At 64.5% G+C, this 14,488-nt stretch carries 11 protein-coding genes and 1 tRNA gene; 5 read left to right on the top strand and 7 right to left on the bottom strand.

What is annotated here, in order from left to right; all coding sequences use genetic code 11:
- The first annotated feature begins 140 nt into the window (after positions 1–140).
- From H6A16_RS04765 to H6A16_RS04755, 3 genes are all read left to right on the top strand, one after another.
- Positions 141–1,439, top strand: a complete 1,299-nt coding sequence (locus tag H6A16_RS04765) for a coiled-coil domain-containing protein (RefSeq protein WP_204616597.1) — start codon at positions 141–143, stop codon at positions 1,437–1,439.
- A gap of 248 nt (positions 1,440–1,687) precedes the next feature.
- The gene (gene galE / locus H6A16_RS04760; RefSeq protein WP_204616594.1) at positions 1,688–2,746 is read left to right on the top strand and encodes a UDP-glucose 4-epimerase GalE; all 1,059 of its coding nucleotides are present in this window, start codon (positions 1,688–1,690) and stop codon (positions 2,744–2,746) included.
- Between the two features lie 102 nt (positions 2,747–2,848).
- The gene (locus H6A16_RS04755) at positions 2,849–3,862 is read left to right on the top strand and encodes a polyprenyl synthetase family protein (RefSeq protein WP_342589716.1); all 1,014 of its coding nucleotides are present in this window, start codon (positions 2,849–2,851) and stop codon (positions 3,860–3,862) included.
- 227 nt (positions 3,863–4,089) lie between these two features.
- Here the strand turns inward: H6A16_RS04755 and H6A16_RS04750 are convergent, their stop codons facing one another.
- From H6A16_RS04750 to H6A16_RS04740, 3 genes are all read right to left on the bottom strand, one after another.
- Positions 4,090–4,242 carry a hypothetical protein gene (locus tag H6A16_RS04750; protein WP_204616591.1) on the bottom strand — a complete coding sequence of 51 codons (153 nt, stop codon included), beginning with the start codon at positions 4,240–4,242 and terminating at the stop codon, positions 4,090–4,092.
- 123 nt (positions 4,243–4,365) lie between these two features.
- Positions 4,366–5,976 carry a HAMP domain-containing sensor histidine kinase gene (locus H6A16_RS04745; protein ID WP_204616590.1) on the bottom strand — a complete coding sequence of 537 codons (1,611 nt, stop codon included), beginning with the start codon at positions 5,974–5,976 and terminating at the stop codon, positions 4,366–4,368.
- Positions 5,973–6,719, bottom strand: coding sequence for a response regulator transcription factor (locus H6A16_RS04740; RefSeq protein ID WP_342589715.1), 747 nt, complete (start codon positions 6,717–6,719; stop codon positions 5,973–5,975). The genes H6A16_RS04745 and H6A16_RS04740 overlap by 4 nt, the downstream gene beginning before the upstream one ends.
- Before the next feature lie 454 nt (positions 6,720–7,173).
- Between H6A16_RS04740 and H6A16_RS04735 the strand changes: the two genes are divergently transcribed.
- On the top strand, positions 7,174–8,079 hold the full coding sequence (locus H6A16_RS04735; protein ID WP_204616588.1) for a peptidoglycan-binding domain-containing protein: 906 nt from the start codon (positions 7,174–7,176) through the stop codon (positions 8,077–8,079).
- A gap of 45 nt (positions 8,080–8,124) precedes the next feature.
- Positions 8,125–8,195 (top strand) — tRNA-Gln (locus H6A16_RS04730).
- Between the two features lie 615 nt (positions 8,196–8,810).
- Here H6A16_RS04730 and H6A16_RS04725 read toward each other — a convergent pair.
- The 4 genes from H6A16_RS04725 to pyrE form a co-directional block, all read right to left on the bottom strand.
- Positions 8,811–10,514, bottom strand: a complete 1,704-nt coding sequence (locus H6A16_RS04725) for a hypothetical protein (protein WP_204616587.1) — start codon at positions 10,512–10,514, stop codon at positions 8,811–8,813.
- Between the two features lie 419 nt (positions 10,515–10,933).
- Positions 10,934–12,781, bottom strand: a complete 1,848-nt coding sequence (locus H6A16_RS04720) for a carbon starvation CstA family protein (protein ID WP_204616585.1) — start codon at positions 12,779–12,781, stop codon at positions 10,934–10,936.
- A gap of 332 nt (positions 12,782–13,113) precedes the next feature.
- A complete protein-coding gene (locus H6A16_RS04715) occupies positions 13,114–13,707 on the bottom strand; it encodes a hypothetical protein (protein WP_204616584.1) in 594 nt (197 codons plus the stop codon).
- 42 nt (positions 13,708–13,749) lie between these two features.
- Positions 13,750–14,433, bottom strand: a complete 684-nt coding sequence (gene pyrE / locus H6A16_RS04710) for an orotate phosphoribosyltransferase (protein WP_204616583.1) — start codon at positions 14,431–14,433, stop codon at positions 13,750–13,752.
- Between the last annotated feature and the right edge of the window lie 55 nt (positions 14,434–14,488).

The following is a 14,488-nucleotide window of genomic DNA, read 5'->3' as shown; positions in this document are numbered from 1 at the left end:
ACCCTACGCCCGCGCGCCCTGCGCACAGGTTTCCGTTAGTCGACGGGATGTGAAAATCGCCGCGCGGCGGCACATCTGCGGTATCCTTACACCTACACATACGTTGATCGACATATTCACACAACACAAACGGAGCATGTATGTCACAACACTTTGTACCGAACCCGCAGCACAACGCCATCGATTCGCCGTCTGAGCACATGCTCTCGCGTCGCGCCGCCGTGAGCGCTGCGTTCGCGGCCGCCAGCGCCGCCGTCCTGTTCGGCCTGCCCCGCCCCGCGCGCGCAGCCGAGGCAACCAAGGAGACCACCGAGGCCCTCAACAACGCGCAGGAGCAGCTCGAGGAGGTCCAGGGCCAGCTCGACGACATCTCGTACCAGTTCGAGGACCTCTCGATCCAGCTCGACGACACCATGACGCAGATCGAGGGCGTCCAGGGCCAGATCGACGATACCCAGGCGCTGATCGACGACACCCAGGACAGCATCGACCAGACGCAAGACGACATCGAGGAGAAGCAGGAGCAGCTCGAGGAGAAACAGGACCTGCTCGCCAAGCGCGTCGCCGCGAGCTACAAGTCGGGCGGCAACACCGCTATCTCGCTGCTGCTTTCGTCCTCGTCGTTCGATGAGCTCATCTCGAAGGCCTACTACATCGACAAGGTCAACGAGAACGACAAGGAGACCATCGACACGGTCCACCGCATCCAAGACGAGCTTGCCCAGCAGAAGGCCGCGCTCGAGCAGCAGAAGACGGAGCTCGAGCAGCAGAAGGCCGAGCTCGAGGGCCAGCGCACCGAGCTCGAGGGCCTGAAGTCGACCCAGGTGAAGCAGCTCGACGACATGAAGGCCAAGAAGGACGAGGTCCAGGAACTGCTCGACGGCCTGAACGACGACGTCAAGGAGCTCATGGAGAAGCGCGACGCCGAGATCCTCGAAGCCGCGCGCCAGGAAGAGGAGGCGCGTCGCCTTGCCGAGGAGGCGGCCAAGGCTGCCGCCAGCAACGGCGGCACGACCTCGATCCCGGGCACGGGCCAAAGCGCCATCAACGCCGGCAACGCCCAGCAGCGCGTTGTCGACTACGCCTACAGCACGCCCTCACCCGGCGGCGGCCTGTGCGCCTGGTGGGTGTCCGACGTGTTCGAGCGCGCCGGCTTCGGCAACGTGCCCGGCAACGCCGACGACCAGTACGCCAACTGGTGCACGAGCTCCAACAAGGCGGACCTCAAGGTCGGCATGATCATCGCGGTGCCGAGCCACCCGCATACCTCGGCAGGCCGCATCTACGGCCACGTGGGCATCTACGTGGGCGATAACATCGTGCGCGACAACATCGGCTACATCCGCACCATCGACGTCGACGAGTGGATCTCGTACTACGGCGTCACCGCCACCCCGCGCTGGGGCTGGGCGAACGGCATCAACCTCGAGGGCCAGTAGGCCGCACGGAACTCGCGGGCAGCCCGCTGCCCTGAAGCCGCACAATCGACACCATCGCGAAGCCCGGTTGCCGCCGGGCTTCGCGCTCTTGTGTCCCGCAGACGCGCAATGCGGCCACCCGCGTTTGTGCGAATGTGCACGTCCTTTGGTATATCTCGCCTCGAACCATGCACTCAAGGCGACGGTGCCCGTGGGCTATACTGAAACCGCACGCGCAGACGCGCGTGCGCAGACGATAGGAGACTTACATGTCCGCAAAGCTTACCCCGAACGACACCTGCGTTCTCGTGACCGGCGGCGCCGGATTCATCGGCTCCCATACCGTGGTCGAGCTGCTGCAGCGCGACTACCAGGTCGTCGTGGTCGACGACCTGTCCAACTCGAGCCCCGTCGCCATCGACCGCATCAAGCAGATTGTCGGCGACGACGCCGCCCGGAACCTCACGTTCTACGAGGCGAACGTCCTCGACCGCGCGGCGCTCGAGCGCATCTTCGACGCGCACAAGATCGACCGCGTCATCCACTTCGCCGGCTTCAAGGCCGTGGGCGAGTCGGTCCACAAGCCGCTCGAGTACTACCAGAACAACATCGGTAGCACGCTCACCCTGTGCGACGTCATGCGCGAGCACGGCTGCAAGTCCATCATCTTCTCCAGCTCCTCGACGGTCTACGGCGATCCGGACAACCCGCCTGTGACCGAAGCCGACCCCAAGAAGCCGGCCACGAACCCCTACGGCTGGACCAAGTGGATGATCGAGCAGATGCTCATGGACCTACACACCGCCGATGCCGAGTGGAACGTCGTGCTGCTGCGCTACTTCAACCCTATCGGCGCGCACCCCAGCGGCCTGATCGGCGAGGACCCCAAGGGCATCCCCAACAACCTCGTGCCCTATGTGGCGCAGGTCGCCGTGGGCAAGCGCGAGTGCATCAACGTGTTCGGCGACGACTACCCCACGCCCGACGGCACCGGCGTGCGCGACTACATCCACGTGGTCGACCTGGCGCGCGGCCACGTGAGCGCGCTCGAGTGGATGAACGGCCGCGAGGAGGTCGGCATCTTCAACCTGGGCACCGGCACCGGCTCCTCTGTGCTCGACGTCATCCACGCGTTCGAGAAGGCCTGCGGCAAGGAGCTTCCCTACAAGATCTGCCCGCGCCGCGACGGCGACATCGCCGCCAACTGGTGCGACGCCACGAAGGCGCGCGAGGAGATGGGCTGGACCGCCGAGTTCGACATCAACGACATGTGCCGCGACTCCTGGAACTGGCAGTCCCACAACCCGAACGGTTTTGCAACCGAGTAACCGGGATTAAGAGCGTGCCATAGACGGCGCATCGCGCGTACAATAGACTGCGGTCCGCAAGCCGGGCCGCAGTCTTTTTGTCTCGAGAGAATGGGGCCGCTCGTGCAAAGCCCGTTTATCGATTTCCTCAACCGCCATATGGAGGAGATCAATAGCTACCTGGTGTCGTTCTTCCTCGACCAGACCGATAACGCCGACATCGACGCGTACCTGTACGCGCCGCTCAAGCGCTACGCCGAGAACCCCGGCAAGCGCCACCGCCCGCTCATCTGCATGCTCGCGGCCCAGGCCGTGGGCGGCGACTTCTCGAGCGCCATCAGCGCCGCAGCCGCCATCGAGCACTTCCAGTCGGCGGCGCTCATCCACGACGACATCGCCGACAACGGGCATCTGCGCCGCGGAAAGCCCTGCATGCACATCACCGAGGGCGAGGGCATCGCCATCAACTGCGGCGACCTCGCGCTCTCGCTCGTAACGGGCAGCGTGCTCGACGACCCCTCGCTGAGCGATGCCATGAAGATCCGCCTGCTGCACGAGCTCGTGGATATGACCACGCGCACCATCGAGGGCCAGGCGCTCGACCTGGGCTGGGTGCGCGACGGCCGCTTCGATCTGACCGTCGACGACTACCTGTGCATGGCCACGCACAAGACCGCCTACTACAGCGGAGCGACGCCGCTTGCCTGCGGCGCCATCATCGGCGGGGGCTCCGAGGAGCAAATCGAGGCGCTGCGCTCGTTCGGCCTGGATACGGGTCTTGCGTTCCAGATTCAGGACGACCTGCTGAACCTGGTCGGCGAGAAGGAATCGCGCAACAAGGACTTCCGCAGCGACATCACCGAGGGCAAGCGCACCCTCGTGGCGGTCCACGCCCTGGGACCCGAGGAGCACCACGACGAGCTCGTGGAGATCCTCTCCTCGGGAACCGACGACCCGGAGCAGCTGGCGCGCGCCGTGGAGATCTTCGAGTCCTGCGGCTCCATCGAGTACGCGCACGCGTATTCGCTCGAGCTGATCGCCCGCGCCAAGCAGACGCTTGCGGGCATCGAGCTCGACGAGCGCTGCCGCAGCCTGTTCATCGCGATGGCGGACTTCTTCGTGGAACGCCTGAACTAGCGGTTCGGTTTTACGTTGAATTGAAGCGTTTACGCTGGCCGCCTGGCTTCCTTTGTGGAGCCGGGCGGCTTTGTCTTGCATAGGCCTGCCGAATGGCTGCACGCCGCCCTAACAAGCAGTTGGGCTCCGTCTTGACGATCGAGACCCCATGCAACGATCTCGACCCCCAGGACGAAGCCCAATGTGTAAGGAAGGGGCTTTAGCTTTGCGCCCGCGCGCCGCCTGCCCTATGCGAACAGCACGGTGTAGACGACCATCGCCAAGGCGATCACCGCGAATAGGGCAAGGGATGCAAGGGCGCCGCGGTCCTCCTTGAGCGGGATGACCTGGGCTTCCGTGCCGTCCTCCATGGTCAAAACGTCTCCGAGGTTCCTCAGCATCTTTCATCACTCTCCCTGCGTCGCGAACCGAGCATCATGGTACGCGTCGATTGATAAGACTCTGTAAGGGCGGCCGCAGCTTCCTGCAAGGTACGCCGTGTGCGATGTGCGGGGCGCGGCCGGTTATGCTTCGCTGCCCACGTCGAACGTCACGGTCACCGCACCGCCGCCGTCCTCGCCATTCGCAAGCGTCACCGAGCCGCCGTGCAGCCGCGCAAGCGTGCTCACGATGTTCAGCCCGAGCCCGAAGTGCTCCGAGCTCTTGGCCTCACCGAAGAAGGGCTCGCAGCCGCGGTGCAGCGCCTCGGGCGAGAAGCCGGGGCCGTCGTCCGCCACGCTCATGGCGAGCGTGCGGTGGTCGTCGTCGAGCGAAAGCACCATCCGCACGCGGGCGCGCGCATAATCGCAGGCATTGCCCAGGATGTTGCCCAGAACCTCCTCGACAAGCGAGCGGTCGAGCATGAGCGTCGCATCCGGCGCGACGCCGCCCGCATCGATGCCGAGCGCCACGTCGGGGCGACGTGCACCCGCCTGGCTTTGCGCCTGCGTGCGGACCATGGACACGAAGTCGCTGGCGGCGACGGGCGTCCGCACCACCTCGCGATCCTCCAGCCTGGCGATGCCGCTCATCGCCTGGGCATAGGACTCCAGGCGGTCGATCTGGCTGGACAGGGTGGCGATGGTCTTCGCACCCACCGGCTCGCCGGCCTCGGCGCGCATCTGGGCCATCTCGACGGTGCCCTTGAGGACGGTCACCGGCGTGCGCAGGTCGTGCGCGAAGGCGGCATTCAGGCGGCGACGCTCCTCCGCCGTGCGCCACAGCTTAAGCTGCGAGGCCTCCAGCGAGGCGCGCATCTTCTCGAACGCATCGCCGAGCCTCGTGAACTCGCGGCCCGGCACCTCGGGCGTCACGAAATCCAGGTCTTGGCGCGCCACGCGGTCGGCGCAGTCGCAAAAGACCGCGAGCGGCCCTCCCAGGCGCCTGCGGTAGAACCGGCGGAAGAACAGAATCGAGAGCACGATGAGCACGGCAAACGGCGTGAGGACCGTAGCGATGCGCAGCGCGACCATGATCGGCGTCTCGAACATCATGCTGTTCTGCAAGACGAAGTACCCGATATTTGACACCACGAAGTTGGGGTTGTTGTCGTCGATCGTCAAAAACTCGCCGTCCACCGCCCTGCGCTCCGCCCGCTCGCGCGCATCGTACTCCGCCAGGCTGGAGCCGTCGATCGAGATGGGGTCGTACGGGTAGCCCCCGTTCATCTGATAATCCCGCTCCGTATAGTTGCCGCCCCAGTCGTAGATGGTGATCGAGGGATCCTCGCGCACCATCTCGAGCGTCGCGTAGCCGATGGGCGCCCCGGTGTCGGCGTTGATCCAGCCTCCGCTGTAATCGTCGCCCACGTCGGGCGCATAGCCCATACCGCCGCGGATCCCCAGAAACACGATGCGGTCGGAAGGCGACGACAGGTCGATCGCCACCGCGGGGATGAGCTCGTCGGTCACGGCGTCGTAGACGTACGGCCCGCCCTCGACGTCGACGTGTCCCTCCCAGGCGGCACGCTGAAACGTGTCGTAGACGGACATGAGCCCCAGCATGAGGACGACCGATACGACGATAGACGCCAGCACGCATCCGGCGGCATACAGGAAAAACGACCGCATGAGCGGCATGTTCGCCCACAGTCGCTGCAGGCGGCCCGGCGTACGTCCGGCTTCCCGCGCGCTCATCGCGCGCTCCAGCGGTAGCCGACGCCCCATACGGTCTCGATGGGGTCGGCCTCTAGACCGGCCTCGGCGAACTTCTTGCGGATGCGCCGGATGTGCTCGCGCACGATCGACGCGTCGCCATCGGCATTCCAGCCCCATACCTGCTCGTAGATGAAGGTGCGGTCGTACACACGGCCGGGCTTCTTGCTCAGCAGCGCCACGATGTCGAACTCCGTGCGCGTGAAGTCGAGGCGGCGCGGCTCGCGTCCGTCGGACATGCCGCCAACCTCGACCGTGCGGCTGCCGTAATCGATAGCGATGCCGCCCTCGAAGCGCACGCGCGCCAGAGGCTCGGCGGCCCGGCGCGTCTCGCGCGCCAGATGCGCCTGCACGCGGCTGCCCAGCACCTGAAGCGAAAACGGCTTGAGCACGTAATCGTCACCGCCGGCGGCGAAGCCGTCCAGCTGGTCGGCGTCCTCCACGCGTGCGGTCAGGAAGATGATCGGGCACGACACCGCCTGCCGGATACGCCGACAGGTTTCGAACCCGTCCATATCGGGCATGTTGACGTCGAGCAGAATCAGATCGAACGGCGCGGTCTCCTGGCGCTCCGACGCCTCGACCTGGGCGATGGCATCGGCTCCGTTTGCCGCCGTCGCAACGTCGTGTCCCTCCATGCAGAAGAACTCGCGGAGCATGGCCACGATATCCGGTTCGTCGTCGACGATGAGCAGATGCGCCCGAGATGCTTTCTGTTGTGCCACGTTTCCTCCTCGCACACGCCCGCATGCCATTGCGCCTGATACCCAGGCGGCGCGACGGCGAAGCTCTCGCCGCGCACCTCCATAGTGGCAGCACCCTGTCAAGAAACTTCCTACGCCGTCGGGTATTGGATAAAGGGGGCCGTTTTCTGGAGGGAATGTGGATGCTCGGGCGCGGGCGCTTCCCCGTTTCAGCCCGTGCAACGCGACGCCGCGGCGCATCGGCGCGATAACGGCGGACTTTGCACCGGTAGCACCCTTGCAGGCAAGATGTCGCACAGAGCGCTAGGCATCGATTGTTCGTTGAGGTCGAATCGCGTGATAAGAGACGGCATGCAGTGGTATGTATATCTTGATAAACTGGTGGGGCATCATAATGAGCACGTATCTGCCCCGTCGGCACAGCATCCTGAGCCAACGCCGACGGCATCGTTTTATTTAGGGGGAAGGGGTTCGCATGGAGCCGATCGTCAAGGGCATGAAGGGACCCGCCGTCGAAGACGTGCAGTCGCGCCTTTCCATCCTTGGGCTCGAGATTGCCCAGGAGGAACTCGACGAGAAACTGTTCGGCGACACCACGGCGCGCGCCGTGAGCTTCTTTAGGGACGACAACGGCCTCACGCCGGGCGACGAGGTCGATATGACCTGCTGGTCGGCACTGGTCGACGCGTCGTATCGTCTGGGAGACCGCACGCTGTACCTGCGCCTCCCCAATTTCCACGGCGCCGACGTGCGCATGCTGCAGCAGGCCCTCAACGTGCTGGGCTTTGCCTGCGGCACCGACGACGGCTACTTTGGCCCGCACACCGAGGCGGCGCTTCAGCAGTTCCAGGAGAACGTCGGCCTGTTCGCAGACGGTATGGCATTCCAGGACACCTTCGCCTACATCGAGCGTCTGCACCACGTGTGGGAGGGCAAGCCGTCGATCGTCGAGGCCGAGGAGCGCATCGGCTTTGCCCGCGCCGCCGAGGTACTCGAGAACTACAAGATCGCCGTGTACGGTGAGGACACCATCGCTCGCAGCGTGGCTTCGCGCATGTGGAACATCGCCTCGGCGACCACCGAGTCGAGCGGCATGGTGCTGTGCGACAACGAGATTCCCGAGGGCATGGACCTCATTCTCGAGCTCGCGCGCGAAGGGCTGCCCGAGGACGCGGCGCCGCGCCCGACCATCGCCCTCGCCGAGTGCGCGAACCTGTCGCAGCGCATCGGCACGGCGTTCGCTGCCGCTAAGGAGAAGCCGGTTCTCATTCGCATCGAGCTCACCGGCATCAACGGCTACGACGGCATGTTCACCTCGAGCGACGCCCAGACGCTGGCCGTACGCCTGCTCGACGGCGTTTGCGCAGCTTTGAACGATTAGGTACACTGATTGAGCTTGGTCGATTCTGTGCGACCAGGAGCGCATTGGGGCATCGTCCAGCGGCAGGACCCCGGTTTTTGGTGCCGGTTACGGGGGTTCGAATCCCTCTGCCCCAGCCCGATATTGCAGCAGGCCAGACGCGACGGCGTTTGGCCTGCTTTTTGTTTTGGGACTCTCGCTAGCAGGGGGGTGCCAGCGAACGCCGCCGGCGAGGCGAAGTGCCGACAGACTTTGTGGCAGCCGACCGCCGATTTGCGGGCGGCTTGGAATTGCCGGTGCACTTCTGACCAGTTTCAAGATTGCCGGTGCACCTGGGGTACATGATTTGGCCTCGATCGTGTACCCCAGGTGCACCGGCAAAATCTAAACTGACCGGAAGTGCACCGACAACGTTTTACTTTGGCTGAAAGTGCACCGGCAATGGGGGAACTTGGTCGAAAGTGCATCGGCAATAAGCCGATTTGTCCGAAAGTGCACCGGCAATAAGCCGGTTTGTCCGAAAGTGCACTGGCAAGAAGTCGACCTGGCCGGAAGTGCACTGGCAATAAGCACATCTGGTCGAAAGTGCACCGGTAACGGGCCAACCCGGCGGAAAGCGCACTTCAATATGCCGACGCGACCAGAAGAACAACGAAGCCCGACCTGGCCACGTGCACTGTCAATAAGCACTCTGCCCGAAGCAACACCCCGAGAAGAGCGGGAAAGCCGGGCCACGAACCGCCCGGCTCCCCCTACCGGTCCATCAACCTATCGATCGCGCCCATGCTGCCGCGGCGGAAATCCTCGCTGGTCAGGATCTCCTGCGGGATGCGGATGTTCTCGCGCAGCGCGCGGCGGAACGGAATCCGCAGCGCGGGCGGCAGGTCCTTCACCAGGCGCACGAAGTCGCGCGGGGCATCCTGGTTATCCGCGGCGCTCTCGCCGTTGCCACCTGCGCGCACGTGGGCACGCTGGGCGGCAAGCATCGCACGGTAGATGCCGGCATGCAGGCGGATCTCGATCACATTCACCTCGCGAGCACGCTCGACCAGACGCGCACCCTCGCGGTCGATGTCGCCCGCATAATACACGTAGTCGTAGCGGTAGCCGATGTCGTGCAGGTACTCGTCGAGTGCGTGCGAAATCAGGATGTTATGCCCCGCACCGAAGATCACGCCGCCGATGCGCGTGCCGAACAGACGGATGCTGCGCTGGCCCTTGAGCAGCGCCACGACCTCCTCGTAGGCATCGATGTTCTCGACCACCAAGAACGGCTGGTCCGCGCCCAGAGCGTAAAATCCCTGCAGCGGCGGAGCCTGGCGCGACGCGATGCGCAGCACGCTCGGGTTGAGCCCCTTGGCGGACATGAGCCTCATGAGGCGCTCGCCGCGCTTGCCCTCGAGCGCCTTCTCGTCGTTGAAGATCTGAAACGCCCTCTGGCGACGGGTGACGTACGGCACCTGCTCGCCCTCGTGGGCATCGAGCCAGGCGCGCACGCGATCAAGGTCGTCGAAGCGCTTGGCTTTGGGGGACTGCTTCGGCTTCTGCGCAGGCTTCTGTTCGGACTCGAGTTCGGGTTCCGTCTTGCGCACCGCCTGCACGACGCGCGTGCGCAACGAGGAAATCAGGCCGAACGCACGGCGATGCACCGGCTCGGGGGCAACGGCCTGCGCTTTCGCGGGCACCCCGGCACGGCCACGGCGCTTATCCGTCTTGGCGGCCCCGGAAGGTTTCTTCTTGTCTTTACCGCCGGCGACATTCTTGCCCTTATCGGAAGCATTGCCCGCCGAGCGCTCGGAAGCCGAGGCATCATCCTTGCGGTCAGCACGCTCCGATCCGTTCGACTTGTTCCGACGCTTCCGCTTGGCCTTGGGCGCAGCATCCTGCTTCGGGGCGCCATCCAGCTCGGGCTTCTCCGCGGCATGCGCAGGCGTAGGCTCCGCCGCGGGCACCTCCTGAGGCAGATTCACGGCAACGGCACCATCCTCTGCAGAAGTATCATCAACCGCGCCCCGATCGGAATCGGCCGGCATCTCCTCCGCAGGCTCGGCCTCCGCAACCTCCGTCACCTCATACACGACCTCGGCCTCTTCCGCAGCCTCGTCGCCGTCGTCGCCCTCCTCGGCATACGCCGCGCGCAGCTCTTCGATGACGGCCGCGGAATCGATACCCGCCGCGTCGAAATGAATCTCGTACGGACCGTACCCGTCGTCGCCGACCTGCACCAGCAGGCCCGACTCCACGAGCGGGTCGCGCAGCTCATCGGCCCGCTCTCCCCCGTTGAACGACTTGAGCACGCGCGTCAGGGCACCGTACTTGATCTTGGGATCCTTGCGCTCGAGCAGCGTCAGCGCAAGCACGCTGCGCTGCCTCTCATTCAGGCTCACCTTGCCATCGAGCCATGAAGCCAGCTGCGCAATGGTCTCGGGGCTCTCAGACAGCAGAATCCTCTTCACGAACGGGCACCTCCACAAACAGGACACCTCGAAACGGTGCCCAGATAATCGCATTCATGCTGATGAATCGTAGCACAGAGCTGCGTCGGCGGCTTTTCCGGTAAGTCCACCGACCACGGGAAGGACACGTGGAGCATCGGAACGCAGTTCGCCCTCCCCAACGAACTCTTTTAATTGACCCCAGGCGAGACCGCTGTTTCTCTCTCTAACGTGCCTGATTTGGCCAAGTTAGAGAGAGGAACAACGGTCTCGCCTGGGGTCAATTAATGGAGGCAGCCATTTTGTAGGAAGCGCAGGATTCAGTCATCGCCACAACCCACCGCCGGCACGCCACGCAAAAAGGCGGCGCCGGGTCATCCCCGGCACCGCCCCATCAAGCGCATCCTCAACAGATGCACCGCAAAGCTAAGCGCAAGCGCCTACGCGACGTCCTTGGCGCCCTCGGTACCCGCGGACGCGGCAGCCTGCTCGCGCACGTGCGCGCGGCCCATCTCGGTCCACTCGGGCTCCTCGTCGGGCAGCGAGCCAGCCTCCTTGGTGAAGAGCTCCTTCAGGCAGTTGTAGGCCACGATCACGCCGAGCACCATGAGCAGGATGGCGAACACGAGCTGCAGGCCGGAGGTCGCGATCACGGCAACGCCCGATGCAGCCAGCGCGTTCACGCAGCCGATGGTGCTCTGCACGAGCGAGGTGAACGTGCTGCACAGCAGGAAGGCCACGGGCACGTACAGCATGAAGCCCTTGCGGCCCGTGCACTTGCAGAACACGGCGAGCGTGATCATCGTCATGCCGCCCAGCAGCTGGTTGGACGCGCCGAACAGCGGCCAGATGTTGCTGTAGCCGCCGAAGGCGAGCGCGAAGCCCAGGATGAGGGTGAGCACGGTGGCGACCCAGGTGTTGGAGGCGACCTTGGCGGCACCCGTGAGCTCGGCCTGCTCGTCCTCGAGCGCGTCGTTGGTCTGGGCGAAGAACTCCTGGAACGACAGGCGGCCGATGCGCGCCACGGCATCAACCGAGGTGAGCGCCAGCGCCGAGACGCACATGGTCATGAACACGGTGGCGAGCGTCTGGTTGACGCCGAACGCGGTCATGCCGCGGGCGATGCCCTGGGAGAAGATGGAGAACGGAGTCGCGGCCACGCCGTTGTTGAGCGCGCCGGTACCGGCGGTATTCAGGTCGGAGAACATGATGGCGGCCACGACGATCGCGAGCACGCCCACGAAGGACTCGAGCACCATGGCGCCATAGCCCACGGGCAGCATGTCCTGCTCCTTCTCGACCTGCTTGGACGAGGTGTTCGTAGACACGAGGCTGTGGAAGCCGGAGAGCGCGCCGCACGCGACGGACACAAACAGCAGCGGGAACACGAAGCTGCCCTTTGCGGCCATCTCGCCGAAGTCGACGACCATCGGGGCCGTCATCGTGGCCTGGCCGTTGGCGCCCAGCACGAAGATGCCCACGACGGCGCAGACGATCATGACGATCATCATGATGCTGGTGAGGTAGTCGCGCGGCTGCTTGAGCGTCTGGATGGGCATGGCAGCGGCGAACAGCAGGTACACGGCGATGACGGCGAACCAACCGAGCTTGTCGAGGTACACGGGGAACTGCATGCCCACGGCGAACATGGCGACGAACAGCACGACGGCCAGCACGAACTCGCGCACGCCGGAGAGCTGGAAGCGGCGATTGAGCCAACCGAAGGCGATGGCCACGAACGTGAACAGGATGGAGATCGTGCCCGCAGCGCCGCCGGCATAGGACTTGGCGGCGTCCACCGCACCCGCAGCGTCGAAGGTGGCCTGGAACGTGCCGGCGACCATGTCGACGAAGGCGGCGATCACGATGATGGTGAACAGCCAGCTGAACAGCAGGAAGAGCTTGCGGCCCGTGCGGCCGATGTACTTCTCGATGAGCTGTGCGAGCGACTTGCCGTTGTTCTTGACGCTCGCGTACAGCGCGCCGAAGTCGTGCACGGCGCCGAAGAAGATGCCGCCCACGAGGACCCACAGCAGCACGGGCAGCCAGCCGAACATCATGGCGGCGATGGTGCCCGTCACGGGGCCGGCGCCGCAGATGGAGCTGAACTGGTGCGAGAACGCGGTGAAGCACGAGGCGGGCGAGAAGTTCTTGCCATCCTCCATACGGCGGGCGGGCGTGAGCGCATCGCGGTCGACGCCCCACTTGGCCGCCAGCCAGCGACCGTACCCGAGGTAGCCGGCAGCCAGCACGACGGCTGCCACCACCACTACGACGATTCCGTTCATAACAGATCCTTTCCCCCTGGAAGAAGCGCTACCCGACTCCATGCAAACGGGGGCCGTCGAACATATCGACGGCCCCCGTCATCTTCTTCAGCCGCCCGCTATCGCACGGGCTGGCTGCATGCATCGCCAACCCGTATCAGATAATCTCGCTGATAATCGATAGCAGGTTGGCGTATCCCATCGTGTAGCACCCTCTTCGTGTTGCGATGCGGGCGTTTGCCTGCATCCCCTGTAAGGCCAGACCACAGTCTACGCTTTAGCAGACGAAAGTCAAAACTGGGCGGATGCTGTTACAAAACAGTTTCGATTGGGTAAACGGACTTCCCGTCGAGCTACTCGGTGGTCATGTCGGCTTCCGCCAGCTGGCCGACCATCGCCTCGTACAGCGCATCCTCCGCGGAATCGTCGATCGTCCAGTCTTCGCCATCGCGCACGCACGGCAACGTGAGCTCGTTCTCCTCGAGCGGCGCGTTTTCGACGGACTCCATGATCAGCTCGCCCATCTTCTCGGCGATCTCGCCCTGCGTCATGGCCAGGACCTCGCTCGACTCGAGCAGCTCGGAAAGGCTGTTCTGCAGGCCCGTCACGACACCCTCTGCGGACTTGTTGGTGAGCGTCACCTGCGCCTCGGCGGTTCCCTGCTCGCTGTCGACCGTGATGTCACCGATCTCGTAGGCAAAGCCGTCAAACAGGGAGTCGACGAACTCCTGCGGCTCGACGCCCCAGTCGCTGATCCCGTTTTCCAGACCCATGCTGTCCACGATCTGCTGACGCGCCTCGGATTCGCTGTCGGCAATCGCGCTGAACTCCTCGTTCAGGCCGTCACGGATGATCTGCTCGTCGGACGGACCGAAGCATCCGCCCAGAAGCGTTGCCGTGAACGCCGCGGCAAGGGCGATTACGACGGCTACTGCCTTTCTGGTCATGTTCCCTCCAAATGATCAGCAAGGTTATGCGCGGACGGCGCTCTACTCCTTGGCGCCGTACTTCTCGTAGTAGGCGTCGATCGCAGCCTTGGTGGCGTCGTCGATCACCACGCGGCCGTCGATCTCGTGGTTGTGGAGATGCTCGACGACCTCGGCCATCGACACGATGGAGGCCACGGGGAAGCCGTACTTGGCCTCGATCTCCTTCTGGGCGGTCGTGACGCCGCCCTTGCCGACCTCCATGCGGTTCAGCGACACGATCAGGCCCTTGACCTCGACGTTTGCCGCAGCCATCAGCTTGGGGTACGTCTCGTCGATGGACTTGCCCGAGGTGGTGACGTCCTCGACCATCACCACGCGGTCGCCGTCCTTGAGCTCATAGCCGAGCATATTGCCCTTGTCGGAGCCGTGGTCCTTGACCTCCTTGCGGTCGGAGCAGTACTTGACCTCCTTGCCGTACAGCTCGGACAGCGCGATGGCGGTCACGACCGACAGCGGGATGCCCTTGTAGGCGGGACCGAACACGACGTCGAAATCGAGGCCGAAGTTGTCGTGGATGGCGCGGGCGTAGTACTCGCCCAGGCGCTTGAGCTGCTCGCCGGTCACGTACGCGCCCGCGTTCATGTAGAACGGCGACGTGCGGCCGCTCTTGAGGACGAACTCACCGAACTTGAGCACGTCGGACTCGACCATGAACTCGATGAACTCCTGCTTATAGGCTTCCATGTGCATCCTTTCAACGGGCAGCGCGGCTCGGCAAATCGAGCGGCGGCTGCGTGCA

Source organism: Collinsella tanakaei, from assembly GCF_016900375.1.
GTDB lineage: Bacteria > Actinomycetota > Coriobacteriia > Coriobacteriales > Coriobacteriaceae > Collinsella.
Note: the sequence above shows the minus strand (reverse complement) of the source record. Positions and strands in the feature narration are given on the sequence as shown.

What these genes read in the sequence shown, in the direction of transcription:
- H6A16_RS04745 (WP_204616590.1), bottom strand. Translation starts at nt 5,976, where the DNA reads ATGAGCGCGCGGGAAGCCGGACGTACGCCGGGCCGCCTGCAGCGACTG.
- pyrE (WP_204616583.1), bottom strand. Translation starts at nt 14,433, where the DNA reads ATGGAAGCCTATAAGCAGGAGTTCATCGAGTTCATGGTCGAGTCCGAC.
- H6A16_RS04720 (WP_204616585.1), bottom strand. Translation starts at nt 12,781, where the DNA reads ATGAACGGAATCGTCGTAGTGGTGGTGGCAGCCGTCGTGCTGGCTGCC.
- H6A16_RS04765 (WP_204616597.1), top strand. Translation starts at nt 141, where the DNA reads ATGTCACAACACTTTGTACCGAACCCGCAGCACAACGCCATCGATTCG.
- H6A16_RS04750 (WP_204616591.1), bottom strand. Translation starts at nt 4,242, where the DNA reads ATGCTGAGGAACCTCGGAGACGTTTTGACCATGGAGGACGGCACGGAA.
- H6A16_RS04735 (WP_204616588.1), top strand. Translation starts at nt 7,174, where the DNA reads ATGGAGCCGATCGTCAAGGGCATGAAGGGACCCGCCGTCGAAGACGTG.
- H6A16_RS04715 (WP_204616584.1), bottom strand. Translation starts at nt 13,707, where the DNA reads ATGACCAGAAAGGCAGTAGCCGTCGTAATCGCCCTTGCCGCGGCGTTC.
- galE (WP_204616594.1), top strand. Translation starts at nt 1,688, where the DNA reads ATGTCCGCAAAGCTTACCCCGAACGACACCTGCGTTCTCGTGACCGGC.